Origin of the sequence: Alteromonas sp. P256 (assembly GCF_036864455.1) — a bacterium.
In the GTDB taxonomy this organism is placed as follows: Bacteria; Pseudomonadota; Gammaproteobacteria; order Enterobacterales; family Alteromonadaceae; genus Alteromonas.
Map to the genome: position 1 here is coordinate 497,906 of NZ_JAZETM010000001.1, position 22,650 is coordinate 520,555.

General features: G+C 44.5%; 17 protein-coding genes. 7 read left to right on the forward strand and 10 right to left on the reverse strand.

All coding sequences use genetic code 11. From position 1 onward, the window contains the following. Positions 1-39: 39 nt before the first annotated feature. On the reverse strand, positions 40-273 hold the full coding sequence (locus tag V7R39_RS02180; protein ID WP_334027701.1) for a DUF6489 family protein: 234 nt from the start codon (positions 271-273) through the stop codon (positions 40-42). Positions 274-670: 397 nt separating this feature from the next. Here V7R39_RS02180 and bktB point away from each other — a divergent pair, with 397 nt between their 5' ends. Both bktB and phbB read left to right on the forward strand, forming a co-directional pair. Next, positions 671-1,855, forward strand: coding sequence for a beta-ketothiolase BktB (gene bktB, locus V7R39_RS02185; protein WP_334027703.1), 1,185 nt, complete (start codon positions 671-673; stop codon positions 1,853-1,855). A gap of 286 nt (positions 1,856-2,141) precedes the next feature. Continuing rightward, positions 2,142-2,864, forward strand: a complete 723-nt coding sequence (gene phbB / locus V7R39_RS02190) for an acetoacetyl-CoA reductase (protein WP_334027705.1) — start codon at positions 2,142-2,144, stop codon at positions 2,862-2,864. 158 nt (positions 2,865-3,022) lie between these two features. Here the strand turns inward: phbB and V7R39_RS02195 are convergent, their stop codons facing one another. The 5 genes from V7R39_RS02195 to V7R39_RS02215 form a co-directional block, all read right to left on the reverse strand. Then, a complete protein-coding gene (locus V7R39_RS02195; protein ID WP_334027707.1) occupies positions 3,023-4,291 on the reverse strand; it encodes an inorganic phosphate transporter in 1,269 nt (422 codons plus the stop codon). Between the two features lie 323 nt (positions 4,292-4,614). Next, positions 4,615-5,331 (reverse strand): phosphate signaling complex protein PhoU, encoded by a 717-nt coding sequence (gene phoU, locus V7R39_RS02200; protein ID WP_163105107.1) that lies wholly within the window; start codon positions 5,329-5,331, stop codon positions 4,615-4,617. Between the two features lie 104 nt (positions 5,332-5,435). Then, positions 5,436-6,242: a phosphate ABC transporter ATP-binding protein PstB gene (gene pstB, locus V7R39_RS02205; RefSeq protein WP_334027709.1), complete on the reverse strand. Its 807-nt coding sequence runs from the start codon at positions 6,240-6,242 to the stop codon at positions 5,436-5,438. An 8-nt stretch (positions 6,243-6,250) separates the two neighbouring features. Next, on the reverse strand, positions 6,251-7,915 hold the full coding sequence (pstA, locus tag V7R39_RS02210) for a phosphate ABC transporter permease PstA (protein WP_334027711.1): 1,665 nt from the start codon (positions 7,913-7,915) through the stop codon (positions 6,251-6,253). Continuing rightward, positions 7,908-10,076, reverse strand: a complete 2,169-nt coding sequence (locus V7R39_RS02215; protein WP_334027713.1) for an ABC transporter permease subunit — start codon at positions 10,074-10,076, stop codon at positions 7,908-7,910. The genes pstA and V7R39_RS02215 overlap by 8 nt, the downstream gene beginning before the upstream one ends. Before the next feature lie 235 nt (positions 10,077-10,311). On the opposite strand from V7R39_RS02215, the gene V7R39_RS02220 reads away from it, so the two are divergent. From V7R39_RS02220 to V7R39_RS02235, 4 genes are all read left to right on the forward strand, one after another. Beyond that, a complete protein-coding gene (locus V7R39_RS02220; RefSeq protein ID WP_334027715.1) occupies positions 10,312-10,818 on the forward strand; it encodes a glycine cleavage system protein R in 507 nt (168 codons plus the stop codon). A 106-nt stretch (positions 10,819-10,924) separates the two neighbouring features. Continuing rightward, complete coding sequence (gene ppk1, locus V7R39_RS02225) at positions 10,925-12,997, forward strand: polyphosphate kinase 1 (protein WP_334027717.1); 2,073 nt, start codon at positions 10,925-10,927, stop codon at positions 12,995-12,997. Between the two features lie 16 nt (positions 12,998-13,013). Further along, the gene (ppx, locus tag V7R39_RS02230; RefSeq protein WP_334027719.1) at positions 13,014-14,546 is read left to right on the forward strand and encodes an exopolyphosphatase; all 1,533 of its coding nucleotides are present in this window, start codon (positions 13,014-13,016) and stop codon (positions 14,544-14,546) included. Between the two features lie 287 nt (positions 14,547-14,833). Beyond that, positions 14,834-16,000, forward strand: coding sequence for a DUF418 domain-containing protein (locus tag V7R39_RS02235; protein ID WP_334027721.1), 1,167 nt, complete (start codon positions 14,834-14,836; stop codon positions 15,998-16,000). Here V7R39_RS02235 and V7R39_RS02240 read toward each other — a convergent pair. After that, on the reverse strand, positions 15,978-18,149 hold the full coding sequence (locus tag V7R39_RS02240; protein ID WP_334027723.1) for a S9 family peptidase: 2,172 nt from the start codon (positions 18,147-18,149) through the stop codon (positions 15,978-15,980). The two genes, V7R39_RS02235 and V7R39_RS02240, sit on opposite strands and share 23 nt — an antisense overlap. Positions 18,150-18,477: 328 nt before the next feature. Here V7R39_RS02240 and V7R39_RS02245 point away from each other — a divergent pair, with 328 nt between their 5' ends. Then, positions 18,478-18,942: a hypothetical protein gene (locus V7R39_RS02245; protein ID WP_334027725.1), complete on the forward strand. Its 465-nt coding sequence runs from the start codon at positions 18,478-18,480 to the stop codon at positions 18,940-18,942. A 213-nt stretch (positions 18,943-19,155) separates the two neighbouring features. On the opposite strand, the gene V7R39_RS02250 is transcribed toward V7R39_RS02245, so the two are convergent. From V7R39_RS02250 to epd, 3 genes are all read right to left on the reverse strand, one after another. Further along, positions 19,156-20,055, reverse strand: a complete 900-nt coding sequence (locus tag V7R39_RS02250) for a fructose bisphosphate aldolase (protein ID WP_334027727.1) — start codon at positions 20,053-20,055, stop codon at positions 19,156-19,158. Between the two features lie 310 nt (positions 20,056-20,365). Then, positions 20,366-21,541, reverse strand: coding sequence for a phosphoglycerate kinase (locus V7R39_RS02255; RefSeq protein WP_334027729.1), 1,176 nt, complete (start codon positions 21,539-21,541; stop codon positions 20,366-20,368). Between the two features lie 92 nt (positions 21,542-21,633). Next, entirely contained in the window at positions 21,634-22,644 is a 1,011-nt protein-coding gene (gene epd / locus V7R39_RS02260) for an erythrose-4-phosphate dehydrogenase (RefSeq protein WP_334027731.1), read from the reverse strand. Positions 22,645-22,650 lie beyond the last annotated feature (6 nt).

Genomic DNA, 22,650 nt, shown 5'->3' on the forward strand with positions numbered 1-22,650 from the left:
GTCTATTCTCCATAGATATTTATTTGTGTACTTGGACGATCACTTGCTGCCCGAGGCCAAGAAGGACTCCATCAATTTTTGGTAGGCGCTGAACCCCGTTATGCCACTTTCTAGTGATGGTTTTATGAAAGTGTCAAACGCCTTCTGTGGGTCTTTGGCGTATTGTTTAGCCATATCTTCGGTAATATCTGCATGAAATTGGCTAAAATCAGGAAGTCCAAATACTTCACGTACCTCTGCGGGGCTTAAATCGACCTCAATCTTTACTTTCATAAACGACACCTCGTTTGGATTAACTCGCTTTTTTGACTAATTTTTAGCCTATGCTGAAGAGGTACCAAAGTCTATATATTTCGACCAAGGTATTAGGCTGAAAATTTGTGGACGTAACAAAAATATCACGTTATCGATAATGCCAGTTTGCGCCACATCAACAAGAGAAGTTACGTTAAATGAGGTCCTAAGAGCCACTCTTATGCACACTCTTAAAGTCATCAAAAAACAATTTTTCTGCAATTATGACCGTGGGACAACTAACCCTGCTCTAAATCATGCTAAGACTAAAGTCTATTAACATCTGCTTTAGTATTTTCAGTTTACGCTATATGTTTATTTAATCGTCTTTGAAGTAAAAGGGCATTGTTAACGATAATCGACTTGGAATATTAAAATGAGTGTAAATAGCGTTGTTGTGTTGAGTGCCGTTCGTTCTGCTATCGGGACATTTAACGGAAGTTTAAAGGGCATCGAGCCATGCGAGCTAGCGAGTCAAGTGCTGGCTGGCGGTATAAATGCATCAGGTGTGAGTGCTGATCAATATCAATCAGTTGTTGTCGGTAATACAATTCCCACTGAATCGCGGTTTCCCTATGTTGCACGTGTGGCCTCAATTCAAGCTGGCATGCCGTTATCGTCAACTGCAATGGCGTTAAATAGACTGTGTAGCTCTGGTTTACAAGCCGTTGTCAATTCTGCCCAAGGCATTATGCTTGGCGACCACGAGCTCGCCGTTGGCGGTGGTGTTGAAAACATGACTCGAGGCGGATACTTATCGCCTGCCCTTCGCAACGGAGCACGAATGGGAGACACGGTTTCCAACGACATGATGGTTGCGTGTTTGACAGACCCTTTTGGTGTCGGTCATATGGGTATAACGGCCGAAAATCTCGCGAGTAAATGGGGCATTTCTCGTGAGGAACAAGACGCTTTTGCAGCAGAATCGCATAAACGTGCGGCAGCGGCTATCGACGCGGGCTACTTTACTGATCAGATTATTCCGATTGAGCTGAAAAGCCGAAAAGGCAGCTCGTTTTTTGAAGTTGACGAGCACGTTAAACCCGGCACTACTATTGAAACATTGAGCGGTATGAGACCCGCTTTCAAAAAAGATGGCTGTGTAACTGCTGGTAATGCGTCAGGTATTAATGATGGTGCTTCCTTCCTTACCTTGGCGAGTGAAAAGTACGCCAGTGCAAATGAATTGGCTCCCATCGCTCGTATTGTATCGTATGCAGTAGCAGGCGTGCCAAATGATGTTATGGGTGAAGGCCCAATTCCTGCTTCAAAAGCAGCGCTTGCTAAAGCCGGTTTAACTATCGCTGATATGGATATTATTGAATCTAACGAAGCGTTTGCAGCTCAAGCACTTACAGTTTCAAAGGGCTTGGAACTAGACCCCTCAAAAACAAACCCCAATGGCGGAGCGATTGCTTTGGGCCATCCTATAGGCGCATCAGGCGCTGTCATTGCCACTAAAGCAATCCATGAGTTGCGACGCATAGGCGGTAAGTACGCACTGGCTACAATGTGCATAGGCGGCGGACAAGGCATTGCAGTCATATTCGAGCGCCTCTAGTCATAGGGGAAAACGGTATTACTTGGACAAGGTATTAGTTGGACGAGGAATGGAAGCCGCCACTCAAAATCTTACTGGCCGGATGAGCTGTAGACTGCCTCAAAAACTATCAGATATAGAAGTAATAGACTGATATTTAGGCTTTTATGAAACAGTGAAGTGGCGTTGACACTTGTATAAATATTAATCTAGTACCAAGGTCTAATGTAACCCCTGTCATATTCCCTTTATACATGTTAGCTAGGATTTTGGTATAAAAAGTAAGCACTTTAAGAAAGGAAACAGCATGAGCAGAGTAGCAGTAGTGACAGGTGGTACACGAGGTATTGGAGAAGCAATTTGTACAACATTGAATAAGGCAGGTTACACTGTCGTTGCAAACTATGGTGGTAACGATGAAGCCGCCAGTGCATTTACCAAAAGAACCGGTATTCCATCGCTTAAATTTGATGTATCGGATTTCGAAAAGACGAAACAGGCTATTGAACAAATTGAAATTGATTACGGCCCGGTAGAGGTGCTAATCAATAATGCCGGTATTACACGCGATGGTACAATGCATCGTATGTCTTTTGAGCAATGGGATGCCGTAATTCAAACGAACCTCGCGTCTTGTTTTAACACCTGTCGCGCCGCTATTGAGGGCATGAGAGAGCGTGGCTTTGGGCGAATTGTTAACATCGGATCTGTCAATGGTCAGGCAGGACAGTACGGACAGGTGAATTATGCGGCAGCCAAGTCAGGAATTCATGGTTTTACAAAAGCACTAGCACTTGAGGGAGCTTCAAAAGGTATTACGGTTAATGCCATTGCACCAGGGTATGTTGATACTGATATGGTGCGCGCGGTTCCAGAAGAGGTGCTTAAAAAGATAATTGCGACTATTCCGGTGGGCCGATTAGGCAAACCAGAAGATATTGCCAATGCGGTGTTGTTTTTGGTGGCTGACCAGGCAGGCTTTATGACTGGCTCAACATTATCTATCAACGGTGGTCAACACATGTATTAGATGAAGTCTTTTTAGTTGGCAAAAAGCCGCGATCAGTCTTCACTAATCGCGGCTTTTTTATGTTATGTGAGTTTGAGGGCGTGTTGATATTAGTTTCACTTTCGCTACCTGTGCAAGCGTTTCAGTATAATTATGCTGCACTGACTACCGCGGTAGTATCACACCCCAAACGAAGCTCTCAATATATAGAACGAGATAATTGAAAGAATAGCGCCTGCAGGAAGCGTAACAACCCACGACACTACAATATTTCTTACAATGCCAAGGTTAAGTGCAGACACTCCTCTCGCTAAACCTACGCCTAGCACCGCACCAACAAGTGTTTGCGTGGTAGAGATAGGTAGCCCCGTTCCAGAGGCAATAACAACGGTACAAGCTGCTGCCAATTCCGCTGCGAAACCGCGGCTAGGTGTAAGGTGAGTTATTCCCTGCCCTATGGTTTTTATTACTCGATGGCCGAATAGCGCCAATCCAGCAACGATACCTAAACCGCCAAGTGGTAAAATCCATACCGCGAGCTTTGCATTTGCATTAATTTCGCCGCCACTGCTCACTACACTAACAACTGCCGCTAATGGTCCGATAGCATTCGCTACGTCGTTCGAGCCGTGGGCGAACGCCATGCAACAGGCTGTCACTACCATTAATAAGGCAAACACTTTCTCTACGTTTGCAGCCTGTAAATCTGCATCTTCAGAGCCACTGAACTTCATACGGCCAATGTACCACTTGCCTACAACGCCTAATAAAACTGCGATACCCACGGCAAGAAAATATCCATTCACTGCGCTCATTTCTAAGCCAACGTGCTTAAGCCCCTTTTTAATAGTTACAAGGGACATAACAAAGCCCGCTAACGCCATATAAAATGGAACGTAGCGCTTAGCACTTTCAAAAGGAGAGGCAGTTTGAAATATAAGTTTGTGCGCACTCATAAATATTAAATAGGCAATAACACCCGAAATAGCCGGTGTCACCACCCAGCTACCCACAATGCCGGCAACTTTTTCCCACGCAACCGCGTCCATACTAACGCCTACTGCGGTAAAACCTATTATAGCGCCAATAATAGAATGCGTTGTTGATACAGGCCAGCCCAACCATGATGCTACGGCCAACCAAATACCGGCAGCTAACAGCGAGGAAATCATGCCCAGCACGAGCAATTCAGGTATGTCTGTAAAAAAGCTTGAGTCGATAATTCCTTTGCGTATAGTAGAGGTAACTTCACCACCAGCAAGGTAAGCGCCAGCAAACTCAAATATCATCGCAATAAAAATTGCTTGCTTAATTGTTAATGCTTTTGACCCTACTGATGTCCCCATTGCATTGGCAACATCATTAGCTCCAATTCCCCACGCCATGATGAAACCTACACCACCGGCAAGAAGAATTAGAATTAGGCCATAACTTTCAAAAAAATCCACTAAGTATCGCTCCCGAGCTAATGCGATTTGGGCTTTACGCTACTTCACTGTGTAGCAGTTCCCCGAGCCAAATAGGCTAGAGTGTGATGTTAAAGACAGATTATGTTTTTAGCATAATGTTCGTTTTTTGCACGACCTGTCCTCGGCTCCGGCGCATGATAACGTAATCATCTTCGAAGCCATAGCGAAAATCATCGAAATTAGATAAAAGTATATTTCGATGCTGATTATTCAATCAAATGTTTCATTTTTATGACAGCTATATTTCAAAATAGTCTCCATGCCACGCCACGCGGGCGGTATAGCGACATTTACGCAGCAAATTAAGTCAGATCTTCTATCTTCTGATGGATGCTTTCGAGGGAGGTATGACGCACATCGGTTCCCCGTGTTAGATACACAACGTATTCGCAGACGTTTTTACATCGATCGCCAATGCGCTCCAGTGATCGCAATGCCCAAAGTACGTCGAGCCAATCTTGCATATCTTCGGTGATTTTTTCCATTTCAGACGTGGTGTACGTTATCAGGCGTTTATATTCACTGTCTATTTGATTGTCCTGGCGATAAACTTCAAGCGCTGCTGACTCATCTTGTCGGGCGAAAGCATCGAATGTGCCGCGCATCATATCGATAACCTGTTCGCCTATCTTTACCATACTGCTTTTTATGGTGTCAGAGGAAGGGAGCTTGTTCCGCGTTACTAGCTTAGCAATACGCTCTATCTCATCCCCCATACGCTCAATGTCAGTAATAGCCTTAGAAATGGTCATGATTAAACGCAGATCACTTGCCGTGGGATGCCGCTTAGCAATAATTCTCAGGCACTCTTCGTCTATCTGAATTTCCATAGAATTTATTTTTAAGTCGTTCAACACTACTTTTTCAGCAATGGCTGCATGATTGTGTTTAATAGCATACAGCGTATCTACCATCTGCTGCTCTACCTCGCCCCCCATAGTCAAAACGGAATTACGCAAGTTTTCTAATTCAACGTTGAACGTACCCGAAATATGAGTATTTAAAGCAACCTGACGCATTCTAGTAACTCCAGTGAACAGCAAACATGGCGCGTGCAACAAGGGCTGCTACTAAAGTTAGCGCGCCTCTTCGTATATGGCTAACGGGAATAAAAGAGTCGTTCTTAACCATACCGCCCCGTGATGTAATCTTCTGTTTGTTTTTTCTCAGGCATGGTGAAAAGCGTGTCGCTATCGGCATATTCCACTAGTTTACCTTGATGAAAAAAAGCCGTGTAGTCACTCACGCGCGCAGCTTGCTGCATATTATGAGTAACAATAACTATCGTACATTGCTTTTTAAGCGACTCCATCAACTCTTCAATGAAAAGCGTCGTGAGCGGATCGAGGGCTGACGTTGGCTCATCGAGCAACAGGACTTCAGGTTTTAGAGATAAAGCGCGAGCAATAACTAATCGCTGCTGCTGCCCCCCCGATAAGGTCATTGCAGGCTCAAATAATCGGTCTTTCACCTCATCCCACAATGCGGCCTGCTTCAACGCACTTTCTACCGCATCGTCTAAATTTCGTCTTTCACGCACCCCCTGAAGCTTCAATCCATAGCATACGTTTTCATAAATACTCATAGGAAATGGATTTGGGCGCTGGAATACCATCCCCACTTTAGCTCTTAGTCGTGACACGTTGATTTTTTTACTATTAATGTTTTTACCATCAATAATCACTTCACCCTTGTATTGACAACCGTCGTACAGGTCGTTCAATCGGTTAAAGCAGTTTATCAGTGTGGATTTACCGCACCCGCTTTGACCAATTAACGCTGTAACTTTGTTTTTCGGGATTCGCATGGTGATGTCTTTTAACACGTGCTTGTCACCAAACCATAAGTTGAGTTCGTTAACCTCAACCGCTGTCTGCGCGCTCGATAATTCGCTAACGGGCTGTATATTATGTTTAAACAACTTCAGCATGACAGCTTTTACCCTTTTAAATACCGTTTACGTAAGCGTGTTCTAAGTAGTACCGCTAGGATATTAAGTACAAATACAACAACCAGCAATAGCAAGCACGCGGCAAACATCATCGATGCACTTTTTGCATCGGTTTGGCTGTGAAATGCACTATCGTAAATTAACACGCCTAGGTGCATGAACTGTCTATCGAGGTGTAAAAATGGAAACTCACCGTCAATAGGTAAGGCAGGCGCGAATTTGACTGCACCCACCAACATAAGTGGCGCTACCTCACCTGCAGCTCTGGCAATGGCCAATATAACGCCGGTCATAATACCGGGAGAAGCAATAGGCAATATAGTGCGTACAATGGTTTCAATTTTAGTGGCACCTAATGCATAGCTGCCCGCTTTTAGCCCTTCTGGCACGCGCCTAAGCCCCTCTTCGGTAGCCACAATAACCACCGGAAGTGTGAGTATTGCCATGGTTAATGCCGCCCAAAATATACCTGGGCTACCCATGGTTGGCGCAGGTAGCGTATCACTAAAAAAGAGGCTGTCTATACTACCGCCAAGCGTGTAAACAAAGAATCCAAGGCCAAACACACCATACACAATGGAAGGAACACCGGCCATATTGCTTACGCTTACGCGAATAGTGGTGGTTAGGGCTGTGTTTGGCGCATATTCGCTTAAATAGATAGCAGCCATTACGCCAAAGGGGGTAACGATAATGGTCATAATAAATACCATTAGCACCGTACCAAATAGAGCAGGAAACACGCCACCCGACGTATTGGCTTGTTTAGGCGATTCAGTGAGAAACACAAACACTTCACCAATGGCCACCTGCCACTTTTCAAACCCTGTTAATCGACTCACAAAATCGACACTTTGAATCGTAAATATCGGAATATTAAAGGGCTGCCCGTCGGCAAAACTCACCGCAAGCTTGTATTGATCTCGCTGAGTTTCAAGTGAACGAACTCGTTGTTGATACTCATTGAACTGAGCTACTAACTTTTCTCGCGCTGGCGCATCCGCTGCGACATCTCGATTGTCAAAGCGAGAAAGCGATTCGTGAATTGGTGCTAAAAATTGTTTGTTTAATTTTGTAATTTCACTTGAGATGAGTGCTACTGACTCCATTATTTGCGGCAATTTTGCTAGCGGAATATTGGCGCCCTCTGGCGTAACCACATTTTCAGGCACAGCCATTACCTGCCGCCCGTCATTGAGCTTTATCTCGGCGCTGTTTTTAGCTAGGTCAATACGCTTTATACGCTCACGCTCAACTAACAATTGCGCCCCGTATGGATTTAGCGCGTCTGCATACTTGAGCCTAATCTCCGATTTAGCTTCATCATCGAATACATTGGCTAAAAGGGTCTCAATCTGCGGCCGGGTCTCTTTAGGCATAATCTCTTTAGGCGTAATTTCTTTAGGTGTAGTCTCTTTAGACGCAGCTTCTTTAGGTAGAACTTGGTCGGAGGCAAGCTCTGGAGAAGGTATGGGAGTAAGCGCAACGCTGTATATGGGTTTTGGCCAAAAATAAGCGCCGCCCCTTGCCGTAATCAACACGAGTACGCTAATAAGGGCAATCAGCAATAGGCCAGTGAAAAAGGCGGTTAAACTAATCACCAGCGACTGACGCTGCACCGCATTTAAGCCAGAAAGGCGAAGCTTAGTCATGCTTTTTTCTCCTTCCCAGTCGCTGCCGCATAACCTCGGCAATGGTATTTACCATGAAGGTGAATGCAAACAAAATACAGGCGGTAAAAAAGAGAATTTGATAATGGGCCGATGAAACATCAGCTTCAGGCAATTCAATGGCTAAATTAGCGGTTAGTGCCCTTAGCCCTTCAATAAGGCCCCAGCTAGATATGGGGGTGTTCCCCGTTACCATAAGCACAATCATTGTTTCACCGAAAGCGCGACCAAAGCCCAACATTATGGCAGCAATAATGCCTGGCAGCGATACGTGCAGCACCACATGCATTAACGTTTGAAGTCGTGTCGCTCCCAGCGCAAACGAGGCGTTTTTCAAATCTTCGGGCACCCCGTTTATGGCGTCTTCAGCCAAAGAATAAATGCTGGGCGAAATTGCGATACCTAAGGCAATAGCAACCACAATGGTTGTTTTACCAATTGGACTGTCTGACCCCGACGCCAACAGTGCAAACCCATCAACGCCCATGATAGAGAATATAAACTGAGGCGCAAATTCCACGCTGATAAAGGCGAGTAATAACGTGCCTCCTAGGGCAAATACCAACTCGCTACCGTGGCGAATACGCTTTGGCAGGTATTGCGCTACTTGGCGCTGAAACAGCGACACAATAATAAGTGTAATTGGCACAAAGATAATAAAGAAAGCGACGGAAAATAGAAATTGCTCTGCCTTGGGCGATAGCCATATAGCGGCAATAAAGCCAATGAGTACGCTGGGTATAGCCTCTAACATCTCAATAGCCGGCTTTAACAGGTGGCGAAGTCTCGCTTTTGCAAAGTAAGCAGTATAAATGGCCGCGCCAATGGCAACGGGAATAGCGATAACCAAAGCCAGTAAAGATGCTTTAAAACTACCAATTAATAGCGGAGTTAAACTAAATTTGGCCTCTTGGTAGTCTGATGCACTGGTGGTTTGCCATACTGTCGCCTCGGTGTCATAGCCTTCATAATGCTGTGGTTCAAACAAAGAAGACCACGTGGTAATACCGCTTAAGTGATTTCCCTGCCATGCCGTTACCGAACTGTTGCTTCTTCCTATTAACACATCACCATGCCAGTCAATACTAGAAATAGCCGTATCACTGTGACGAGAACTTATTATCTCCCCAGTAATTCGATTAATCAGCAATAGCGTACTGTTGCTCGTTAGCACTGAAATCAAATTCATGCTGGCATGCTCAGCAATATCTAGCGTCACCTCACTATCGCTTAACACAATTGAGTATGTCTTTTGAAAATGTAAGCCTTCGCTGCCTTTACTCAATACCCACCGCGTTAATGAATGGGTGTTGAGATTGTGCAAAAAGAATGAACGCTGTTTGGCCAAGGGGAATACCAATGCATCACTGCCTGCGTGAGACACATTGCTGATAAATGGCGCTGATGCGTTAGCCTTATCGTAAAGGCGATGAAGATAAATATCGTTATTTTTATGCAGCAGCATGCTTTCACTGCCAGGCATCAGCGTGACCTGTTCTGCGCCCGAAAAATGTTTATCGATAAACGTGGTGGGCGCTTTGCGATTAACCCAGCGCACAAAAACACCGCTATCAAGGGTAACCTGTGTCACTACCCACCGATTGGATAATTGAATTTGCCAGTGCTTTTGCCCCTGCCAAACCTGTTTGGGAAGCGCAAAAGCAATAGTATTAGACGGAGTGCTTTGCACTACCTTCTTATCTAACAGTTTGTCTGTATTGTAGGTTCGTACAGGAACAAGACGTACCTGCCCTGTGGGTGAAATATCAACAATGAAGTTTTCGCCCATTACGCTCATAGCAGAAAGCGTGTGACCACAAGGCTTTGTGTAATCTTGAGTATTCTTTAGCTTACCATCAGAAAAGGCGAGAAGCCCTAATCGACAGTTTGCTTTTTCTGCCAACAGCGGTTGGCCGTTAAAGATATCGCCAGTGCTGATAATCGATTCATTATTGGGCACAGTGGTGTGGGCCACTTGTTTAAGTGAAGGCGTATAGGTAAGCGGTACTGCTTGGCTTATAAGGTGTGAGACTAGAATAACCAGCGTCAGCAACACCAGACCACCAAAGCCCGTTACTACAAAGCGAGACCGTCTGTCAGTCCGTTGGCGTCTCTTGTTTATGCTATCGCTATCGGGAGTCATTCTACTTTTTAGTGTTTATATTATAAAAACCCTTCTCAGTGGAAGAATTTGGAGTAAATTGCACTGGTGAGCAGTGTAAGTTTTGTTATGCTAATAGCAAGCGAAAATTTTTCCTGCTACGAGTTTTAGGCGTTGTGTTTATGCCTCTATTCAACCATTGAGCGAAATCACACATGCTATTAGCCTGCGTAAGCACGTTCAGCTTATTTCTCAGCCATTCATCAAGGAGTTTTGCATGCAATCTATAGTTATAAACATAATGGGGCAAGACAAGCCTGGGTTAGTCGACTCGCTTGCGAAATGTATTTATACACACAAAGGAAACTGGTTGGGATCAAGCTTTGCACACATGGCGGGTTTATTCACAGGCTTTGTTGAAGTGCATGTCAGTGCAGAGGGAAAACAGCCTTTAATAGACGCCATTGAAGCGTTACCCGACATCACCGTTCAACATGTCGCAGCACTTGGACCTCAAGAAAGCAACGCCGTTAAGTATACCGTTGAGGTAATGGGTAACGACAAACCCGGTATAGTGCAAGAACTGACTAGTGTACTTAATCAGTTCAACCTCAACATACTTACCTTTGCCTCACACTGCGAAAGCGCGCCTAACTGGGGCAGTTTAATTTTTAAAGCGAAAGCAGAAATTGGTGTACCAGCAGAATTCGACGATGGCGCATTGCAAAACGCCCTTGAAGCTTTGGCGAATGACTTAGTTGTAGACATCACCGCAACGCATTAATGTGAAGAATACGCCGTTTCACCCATTGCCAAGTATTGCCTTGTCATCAAAGTGTCATTAACGGATGACAGCCTTTGACCATTTTGTGAGCCTTGAATGAGAAATTATGGATAACAACGTTTTATATTATCCTGCGGAACTGAGTTGGTTAGCTTTTAACGAACGCGTGTTGCAGGAAGCCGCCGATCAAAACACTCCTGCCGTTGAACGTATACGCTTTTTAGGTATTTACTCAAACAACCTAGATGAATTTTACCGCGTGCGTGCCGCAGGTGTAAAAAGACAAATCACTATCGCGCAAAACGACGGTAACGAAGAAGAAGCCGAACGTCAGACAATTCTGATGGAACAGATTCAAAAGAAGGTGGTTCAGCTCTCAGAAAAATTCGACAAAATTCATAAAGACGTCGTTAAAAGTTTAGCACGATATAATATACATATACTTCGCAAAAACGACCTGGATGATTATCAGCAGCAGTGGGTTCGCAATTTTTTCGTGAATAAAGTGCTGCGTCACATTGCGCCTATCATTATTGATAAAAAAACAGACCTATTAAAGCGGCTAAACGGCACGTCTGTTTATCTTTATGTCGCCCTGAGAAGAAAAGAGAAAAACACGAAATTCGCAGTCATTCAGGTTCCTACCACTGAAATGTCTCGCTTTATGCTTATTCCTCCAGAAAAAAGTAAAAAGAAAAAGCATATTATTATGCTCGACGACATGATTCAGCTTTGTCTTGAAGATATCTTTCGAGGCTTTATCAAGTTTGACGACATAGAGTCATTTTCATTTAAGATGACTCGAGATGCCGAGTATTCCATCAACGATGAGATAGACGAAAGCTACGTTGAGAAAATGTCTGAAAGCATGAAACAGCGCCTTATTGCAGAGCCGGTTCGGGTTATTTATGACACCGATATGCCAGACGATATGATGCAAGACCTGCGCAAGCGCCTTAAAATCACTAAGCTTGATACCATGCATGCTGCGGGCCACTATCGTAACTTTAAAGACTTTATTGGCTTTCCCAACGTGGGCCGAGAATACTTAGAACATACGCCGCTGCCGGCTATTGATAGCAAAGCGTTTTCGCAACACAACACCGTGTTTGATGCCATTACAGCCAACGATATTTTACTGCACTATCCTTACCACCGCTTTTTGCATTTCACTGAATTTTTGCGTCAGGCAGCTTTCGATCCTAATGTACGCACCATACGCATTAATATTTACCGAGTGGCGAGTAATTCTCGTATCATCAACTCGCTCATTGACGCGGTGGATAACGGTAAAAAAGTGACCGTGGTTGTAGAGTTACGCGCCCGTTTTGACGAAGAAGCTAATATTGAGTGGTCGAAACGAATGACCGAAGCGGGAATTCGCGTTGTGCTTGGGGTGCCTACTCTTAAGATTCACTCAAAACTGTGTATTGTGACGCGAGAAGAGCGTGGAGCTTTAATTAATTACGCTCATTTCGGTACCGGTAACTTCAACGAGAAGACCGCTAAAATATACACCGATTACAGCTTGTTTACGCGCAATCAAGAATTAGCCGACGAAGGTGTAGCGGTGTTTGACCTTATTCAATACCCGTACCGCCGTTATAAATTCCAGCATCTACAAATTTCGCCGCTGAACTCTAGAACTAAGATCCAGTCGTTAATTCGTCAAGAAATACAGCATTTAAACCAAGGCTTTGATGCGCAAATAACATTCAAAATTAACAACCTTGTTGATAAAGAGTTAATTGACGATTTATACCGAGCTAGCCAAGCAGGCGTCAAAATTCGCGGTATCGTTCGCGGCATGTGCTCACTGAACCCAGGTCTTAAAGGTATTAGCGACAACATTGAAATTATCTCTATTGTCGATAGGTTCTTAGAACATCCTCGCGTGATGATTTTTGAAGGCGGCGGTGATCGAAAAGTGTTTATCTCTTCTGCCGATTGGATGACACGCAACATGGACAACCGGATAGAAGTGGGCTGCCCAGTTTACGATAGAACCTTGCAGCAGCGCATTGTTGATATTATGGAGCTACAGTTTAAAGATACGCTGAAAGCGCGCGTTATCAACTCTGAACAGACGAATGATTATGTGTTGCGCGGTAATCGCAAAAAGGTACGCTCTCAAATAGAAATATACGATTACCTCAAACAACTTGAAGACAACCTGTAGGATAACCTGATCACTAATGACTGAGCATGAATCCATCTTTGACGGTGTAGAGTCCCGGGAAGTAAGTAAAGTCGCCGCGCTAGATATTGGCTCAAACAGCTTTCACCTTGTCGTGGCGAGAATTGTAGCGGGCTCTGTTCAAATTCTTCACCGCGTTAAACAGAAGGTGCGACTTGCCGAAGGGCTAGATGACGACAATATTTTGTCTGATGAAGCCATAGAACGTGGCCTTGCCATGCTCAAAGTCATTGCTGAGAGTTTAAAGGGCTTCGAGCCCGATTCAGTCAGAATTGTGGCCACGCACACTTTGCGAAAAGCGCGAAACGCCAGACAGTTTATTCGCGCAGCAAAAGACGTACTGCCCTACCCCATTGAAGTTATCTCAGGGGTGGAAGAGGCGCGCTTAATCTACTCCGGCGTTGCCCACACTAATCATGCCGATGGCCAGCAACTGGTGGTAGATATTGGCGGTGGCTCAACGGAGTTTGTTATTGGTAAAGGGTTTAAGCCTCTACTTTGTAGAAGCTTGCAAATGGGCTGCGTAAGCTACACGCAGAAATTTTTTGCTAACGGCGAAATAAAGCGCAGCGCGTTTAATAAAGCAATAACCAGTGCCGCTCAAGAGCTTGAGATGATAGACGTAAAGTATCGCAAACTCGGCTGGGTGCAATGTGTTGGCACCTCGGGGACTATTCGCTCTTTGTTTACGCTATGTCAGCAAGACAAAACTAACGAACATGATATTCCCGTTACGTTGAAAGCCTTGCGTAGTCTTATGGACCAATTCATTGATGCTGGGCATGTTGATAAGTTGGACTTTCCCAATTTAAGCGAAGATCGCCGCGTGGTCATCGCCGGTGGTATTGCTATTTTAATTGCGGTGTTTAAAGCGTTAGATATTAAAGCACTTGTTTACTCACCTGCGGCATTGCGCGAAGGCGTGCTTTATCAAATGGAAGACGAGCTTCATCACGCTGATATTCGCGGAAGAACGGCAAGTAGCTTAGCAACCCGTTATGATGTGGATACCTCGCAAGCAACCATTGTGTTAAATACCTCGCTAATGCTGCTGCGAGAAGCAGAAAAAGCATGGAAACTTAAAGGCCAAGACTTTAAAAATATGCTGGGTTGGGCAGCTCTACTTCACGAGGTAGGCATACAAATTAATTCCCGCGGCGTGCAGCGTCACAGTGCTTATATTCTCGCTAATGTTGATATGCCCGGTTTCACTCAAGAGCAGCAGTTATTGTTAGCCACACTAGTGCGCTTTCATCGCAAGAAAATACGCATTAGTGACTTACCTAGCTTTAACCTTTTTGACAGCAACGCCGTGAAGCGCCTAATTGCTCTGCTAAGACTAGGAGCATTACTCAATTTAAAGCGACAAGAGCAATTCTTGCCAGACATGACGATTGACGTTACCCCATCATCATTATCGTTGAACTTTCCTGAAGGGTGGCTTGAGGAAAAGTCCATTTTATCTGCTGATTTAGCCAGTGAGAGCCAGCACTGGCAGGCGCTTGACTTGGAATTACTGATTAATAGCTAGCTGGGTTTCCCTCTACAGCGTTTAACATCAAGAAAGTAGCTAGCGGTAGTGCTAGCTATTTTTTATATTTTAAACGATGAGTCAATTTGACGAGTAGCAGACCTAGAATTCTCGTGTCACATATCGACGCGAATATGATTCAATAAAATCACAGGCACAAAAACTAATAAACGTTTCGATACATTTTTCATTTCGATTTTATTTATCAGACTCGCTACACTGCTGTAACACCAAACTGCTAGTACTCCAAACTAATGGCACTCCATCTTCTTTTACAAGGAATGTAAATGCGAATTCATTCAATAGACGCTATTCGAGGCCTAGCTATCCTCGGCATACTCTTTTTAAATATTACGTTTCACCAAAATTTCTACACTGGCTACGCGTTTTTTGAAGAACCACTTTTATCTGATGACATCATTTCGCTCATCAATGCCCTTTTCTTAGATGGAAGATTCCGTTCGTTATTTTGCTTGCTCTTTGGCGCAGGCTTGGCTATTCAGTTTGAACACTGCCAGTCGCGAGGATACGACTTTTTAACGTTTGCTAAGTCTCGACTAAAATGGCTTTTTTTATTTGGGCTACTGCACAGCGTATTTATTTTTGGTGGCGATATTCTGCTGTATTACAGCATTTGTGCCTTTTTAATTCTAAAGAGTTTTTCCCTTAGCCAAGGCGATCTGAAGAAGAAAAGCCTCAATTTTTTAGTGATTGGCAGCGTTATTATGCTTCTCGTTGGCGTGATATCAGCATTTTTCTATGACTTCGGCGGCGAACTTCCGCTTAGGGCAAGTGAAGTGTACAGCGATGAAGTGGCGCAGTGGCAGAGCAGTTATTTATTCCAAATTGAAACACAAGTTACCTTTCAAGCAATAAGCATTATTGTCGCTCCATTTACCATGCTATGGCAATCTATGGGACTTATGATGTTCGGCGCTTACCTTTATCGAAATGGCTTTTTCAACCAAGGCTTTTCTTCAGCGGCGTTTATAAAGGTAGCCGCCATTGCAATAGTGACATCCATGGCCACTACTCTTCCCCTGATAATGATTGAGAGCGTAACAGCAGACGTTACACCGATGCTGTCGAGTGTCCCCGCTACTTTCTGTGCGTTGGTTTACGCTCATTTGTTAGTTAAGGTGAAAAATACGGCAACGTGGTGGTATCAATCGTTAGTAAACTGTGGAAAAGTGGCGTTTACGCTATACCTCACTCAATCAATTGCGATGGCGGTTCTCTTTCGCATAGTCATGCCTGCGTACTTCCCTGACTTTGCCTTCACAGTGACCTTGCTTGATTTGCTTATCATAACGTTAGCCTTTACTGCTATTCAGATAGTGCTGGCGAATATAATGACGAAGCACTTCCGCCAAGGCCCTTTTGAAGCCATTTGGCGAAAGTTGTATTTACATAGCTTTTATAAGAAACGTACTAAGGAGCATCTGGCGTTGTAGCTTCATCAGCACCGCTGTACTTTTTAAACCACGCTAAGATATTTTCTACCTTGCCAATCATTCGCGACGGTTTCGTAGCAATGCCATGAGACGATTCAGGTACTTTGACTAATACCGTATCTACTTTCTGAATTTTAAGCGCTTGGTAAAACTGCTCCGTTTCAGACATAGGAGTACGTTTATCGTTCACTCCGGTGATAAGCATGGTAGGCGTTGTAACATTGCCAACTAGCGACAGGGGTGAACGCTTCCAATAATGCTCTACGTTGTCCCATGGCTTGCCAGGAAACTGAAAGGGTATTTGGTAAAGCCCTGAGTCAGCGGTAAGTACTTTAGATAGCCAATTAATAACAGGCTTTGCCACTACCGCGGCTTTAAACCTATCCGTTAGACCAATGGCATAAGCAGATGCAATTCCCCCGGCAGAGCCACCGGTGATGAAAAGTTTTTCAGGGTCGGCAATGCCTTTTTCGATGAGCGCATCAACACCCGACATGTGGTCGGCAAAGTCATACTTTGAGCTGTACTTGCCTTGAAGTAGCAAAGCAAAACGCTCTCCATAGCCAGTGCTGCCTCGGTGATTATCGTAAAACACTACGTAACCTTCGGCCGCCATTCGCTGTAACTCTGCCGTAAACACGGGGCCATAAGCTAAATTTGGACCACCATGAATTTCTAAAATAAGTGGATAGGTTTTACTGCTGTCATAGTCTGGCGGAAGAATATACCAGCCCTGAATTTCTTCCCCATCTATTGAAGATTTGTAAACAATCTCCTTCACTTCACCCAACGTTTTGTGGCCAAGCACATCTTCATTCAGCGACGTCAGTTGACGCTCATCATCGCTGGTAACATATAAGTCGGCAGGTCTGTTAGTTGCCCCTTTAGTGTAGGCAATAACATCACCCGCGGCATGGTAAGTGGCGAAAACGTAAGGCCTACCTAAAGTAGTGCCCCCTAACCCAGATGCCATATTGGTTACTTTGCCCGATAGCGACACACTATCGACTTGCGCTAAGCCTCGTACAGACTGCTGAAAGTAGATATTCTTGTTGTCTTTCCATACAAAGTTAGACACAGCATTATCGATAGTTTCAGTGAGATTTTTATGCTCTGTACCATCGGCTTTCATCACGTATAAATACGTATTTTTATACATGACTTTGTCATCGCTTCGGCGTTCGTAAGCGACATGTTTGCCATTAGGGGAAACTACCGGTGACGCTTCACGACCTTTAAAACTGGTTAGTTGCTCGATATGCCCTTGCATGTCTACCGTATAAATATCCGCTTCTATTGGCTCGTATTCCCAGTTGCTGCTTCGATTGGCTGAAAAGTATATTTTTGCGCCGTCATGAGAGAAGCTTAAGCTTCCGCGATGGTGATAATCACCTGAGGTAAGCTGCCTTGCGGTGCCGCCTTGTGATGGCACTACGAATATGTGTGTGTACGCAGGCTCTAATACGCCTCTTCCGTCGGCCTGATACCTTGCTTTAGTGATATATTCAAAGCTTGGAGACCAGTTAGCCCCTTTCGGCTTTTTAGGCATATTGACTTTCAGCGGCTTTTCTTCGGCATCGACGCTCATGGTAAATGCAATGTGCTTTCCATCAGGCGACCAGGTAATGGAACTAGGGGAAGAGGTGACATTAGTAACAAGTGCCGTTTGCCCGGTATCCATCCAGCGTACATACAGCTGTGGCTTTCCTTCTTCATTCGACAAATACGCCAAACGCTTTCCATCAGGAGACCAACGGGGCGAGTAGAAATTATGTTTAGACGATAGTAAAGGCCGGTGCTCACTGCCATCGACACTGGCAAGCCAAATATTAGAGCGCGTGCTATCAGACATAATGTCATTAGAGCGACGAACGTAGACCACCTGCTTTTTATCTGGCGATACCTGTGCTTCGCTTACATATTCTAAATTGAAAATATCTTCTGACGCAAAGTGGTGAGCTTTATTGGATGCTGGTGATGTTGGCGTCGAATTCACAGTGCGAGTGTCTTCTTGGGCCACGCTGGTAGCGGGAAGTAACGTACTCAGCAAAGAAGTACCTAAGGAAAATAATATGGCCGTAGAAATGCGGCCTGTAGTAAATGATTTCTTGGTTGTTTTGCAATGTGGGTGGAAATAATGTGCTGTCATTGTTGCCCTATTCTTTTTTATTTTTGATCTTCAAACTTGTTCAGCTCTCATACTAGCGCAATCAAACGACATGAAGATAAAGCGGGGTTAAATATGCGGCCATTCACTCGATTTAGTCGATAAAATGTACATACTTTCAAGACAAACTGTTCTTTATTTAAAGCCGTAGACCACGCTTGCTGCGATTTACTCTTACCGCTTTCTCTGCTCTTTATGCAATCGTAGAGTTAATTTTTAGGCAACAGCTAACCGTATACGAAGGGAGAATATTGAAAAAGTAGATGACATGGCAGTGTGATTTTACCAACAAGAAGGTGGCATTAGGTATATGCATAATCATCATGGTGAATACAAAAGCGCAGTGAGTGAGCAGCTTGTACTTTTTTCTGCAAGAGGCCCATGGAATGACGAAACAATGCGACATGGCGTGGTCAAACTATCACAACACATAGAGACCGTATCAAGCAACACAGACAACCCTAGCAAGCAATGGGCGCAATTAAGTGTTTTATATGGTGAAAGCCTTATGCCTCCCTCCACATTTGATATTTTCATCAAGCAAACCCGCATTCGTCAAACTCGTGGATTAACATTACTTGCAGTAGTGATTAAAGATTCTGATGTGGCAATGACAATAAGACAACAACTGCGCTTTTGTTACGATACTGCTGAAATTGAATATGCGTTTTTTGAAGACATTGATGCCGCCCTTAACGCAATTTCCCAAGCAGGGTTGCGTTTTGATGAGCAGGAAGTCAGGCAGTTTTTAAGTCAAAATGACTTTTCATCTTGAGCCTAAGGCCTTTTCACTTTCTTTTTGAAAACGGAATATGTCAGCACTGAATAAATAGACATAAAAAAGGAGAGCGATGCTCTCCTTTTGTTTATGTCTATTTTGCAAAGCTCACATTTCGAAACTTATATGTCGAAGCGTTGGCTGCAAGGCTCATATCGCAAAGCTAATGCCGCTTGTTCCGGCAAAGCACAATGCCATGCAAGCGCTACATTAAGACTTAGATGCAGTATAAATACCGTCAATTGCGGTATCGAGCAGTGCTTCAAATTCTTCTTTAGACTGCTTAGCCGAGGTACCCTCGGTAAGTGCGCGAGAGAAGCTTGCGATCATGCCTTGGTTTTCTGACAACTTTGCATTAGCGTCGTTGCGAGTATAACCACCAGATAAGGCAACTACTTTCAATACACGTGGGTGGTCTACTAACTCTTTGTAGAAGTTGGCTTGGTCAGGCAATGTTAGCTTTAACATTACCTCTTGCCCTTCACTTAACAAGTTAAGCTGGGTAAGGATCTCAAGCTTAAGGAGTGCTTCAGCTTCGGCTTTCTGCGGGCTGTGAATATCAACCTCTGGCTCTATAATAGGCACAAGTCCTGCAGCAAGAATTTGCTTACCTACCTCGAACTGCTGCTCGACAACGGCTTTAATACCCTGCTGATTAGCGAGTTTTACTACGCTTCGCATTTTAGTACCAAACACGTCTTGCGCCACGGCTTTCGCTAGCAATGCGTCAAGTTCTGGCATCGGCTTCATAAGCTGTACGCCATCACTTTCTTCCTGAAGCCCTTTGTCTACCTTCAAAAACGGAATAACACGCTTCTTCTGCCACAAATAGTGAGCAGTGGACATGCCTTCAATTTCTCTATCTAAGGTATTTTCAAACAAGATAGCGCCTAAAACGCGCTCGCCACTGAAAGGAGCACTGGTAATAATACGAGTGCGCATCTCGTGTACAAGGTTGAACATTTCTTCGTCTGAACTGTATTGTGACTCTTCAATGCCGTAAAGACGTAATGCTTTCGGTGTACTGCCGCCGCTTTGATCTAACGCTGCAATAAAACCGATTTGTGTGTTGAGTTTATCCAGCATAGATTGCTGAGCTTGTGATGCCATTGCAACACTCCTTTTGTATTGTTCTGCCTATACGACAGCTGTAGGGTTTATAGTTATTTCGTCAGCAAACATCACTGTAAAGCTAACCAGTTCTTTTTACAAAGAACCTTTTTTAAAAAGAGTTTTTCGAAAAGCACCGTTTTCAAAGAAAGTTGCTCTTTAAAAAGGGCATTTCCGAAAGGCGCTTACCTGCACCATGTTATTGCTGTTTTCAGTATAGGTAAGCACCGGTAGCATACTAGGCGCTATTTCTTACGTTATAGTTTCAAGTGAGTTAATTTGATTAGCTAACTTGAGGCAACGACAGCGCTTATTTATTTTTTTCTTCTAGTATCGCCACAGCAGGCAGTGTTTTTCCTTCAAGAAACTCAAGGAAAGCGCCACCGCCTGTTGATATGTAAGAGACCTTATCGGCAATCCCGTACTTATCGACTGCCGCAAGTGTATCACCGCCCCCTGCAATAGAGAATGCGTCACTTGCTGCAATTGCCTCAGACAGAGCTTTCGTACCTGCGCTGAACTGTTCAAATTCAAATACACCCACCGGGCCATTCCACACAATAGTGCCCGCATTTTTAATAATGCTTTCCAGAGCTTTCGATGAGTCTGGGCCAATATCAAAAATCATATCTTCATCAGTAACTTCAGACACGTGCTTTAACGTGGCCTCGGTATTTTCATCAAACGCTGCGCCTACCACTACATCGGTTGGCACAGGGATGTTTCCGCCGTTAGCCTGAGCGTCGTTCATCAGCTGTGTGGCTTGTTCAGTTAGGTCCATCTCAACTAAAGACTTACCTACATTGTGGCCCTGGGCAGCAATAAATGTGTTGGCTATACCGCCACCTACAATAAGCTGATCGACCTTTTCTGCCAGTGTTTTTAATACGGTTAGCTTAGTCGATACTTTTGACCCACCAACAATAGCCACCATTGGGCGCTTAGGATTATCTAGTGCTTTACCTAGTGCATCGAGTTCGGCAGCTAGAAGCGGCCCGGCACATGCTTGGGTAGCAAATTTCGCTACACCATGTGTAGAAGCTTGTGCACGGTGAGCAGTACCAAATGCATCCATCACGAAAATATCGCACAGTGCAGCATATTGTTTGGAAAGGGTCTCGTCGTCTTTCTTCTCGCCTTGATTGAAGCGTACGTTTTCTAGGATCACTAGTTCGCCATCGGAAAGTTCAACACCGTCTAGGTAATCTTTAACTAGCTTTACAGGTACATCGAGGGCGTCGTTTAGGTAATCGACAACAGGTTGAAGTGAAAACTCTTCGGCAGGCTCACCTTCATTTGGACGGCCAAGGTGAGACATCACCATAACGGCTGCGCCAGCGTCGAGCGCGGCTTTAATGGTTGGAATTGATGCTTTAATGCGAGCATCTGAGGTTACTTTGCCGTTTTTAACCGGTACGTTTAAATCTTGTCTAATGAGAACACGCTGACCGTGCAAGGCCATATCGTTCATACTTGGAATTGGCATCATCTTTCCTATGTTAATTTAAAAATGTTGTCATTCATTAACGTGTGAAAGCTGCGCGGGTTGGTGCCACCAACCCTGGCAGCATTTACGATTTATTTTGCTTCAAACATCACTTTGGCTGTGTCTAGCATTCGATTTGCAAAGCCCCATTCATTGTCACACCACACCAGAGTTTTAACTAACTGCTTGTGGCTTACGCGAGTTTGTGTGCCATCTACAATACACGAGTGCGGGTCGTGATTGAAATCTACTGATACCAAAGGCTCTTCGGTGTAGTCTAAAATTCCCTGCAAGCGACCGTCTTTTGCGTTTCGCAACGCTTGGTTAACTTGCTCAATAGACACTTCATTTTTAAGGCTAACACTTAAGTCCATCGCGGTGACGTTAATGGTGGGTACCCGTACCGCAATTGCTTCGAACTTGCCGGCAAACTTGGGTAAAATACGCTCAATCCCCGCCGCTAAGCGCGTATCGACAGGAATGATAGATTGGCTTGCAGCCCGAGTCCGACGTAAATCTTCATGGTATGCATCGATAACTTGCTGGTCATGCATTGATGCATGAATGGTGGTAATCGTGCCACTTAGTACACCAAATGCCGCATCGAGAGCCTGAATTACAGGGACAATACAATTTGTGGTGCACGAGCCGTTAGAGACTAATTTATGGTCACTGGTTAAGGTATCTTCGTTAGTACCGAAAATGACTGTGTTGTCTAAATCGGGCGAACCTGGGGATGAAAACAGCACTTTTTTAGCACCTGCATTAAGATGAGACTGCCCTGAAGCACGATCATCAAATATACCGGTACATTCAAGCACAATGTCTACACCTAAGGTTTTCCAGGGCAGGTTACTAATGTCGGCTTCAGCTAGCAGCTGTATATCATCGCCTGCTACCGACAGTGTTTTATCTTTTAAGGCCACATCGAAACGAAACCGCCCGTGGGCGGTATCGTATTTCAGTAAATGTGCAATGCCTTCGGGCTTGGCAATGTCGTTAATGGCCACAACATTAAACTCGTTATTACGCCCACTCTCGTAGAGTGCGCGTAATACGTTACGACCAATTCGACCAAACCCATTTATGGCAATATTTACCATTGGCTT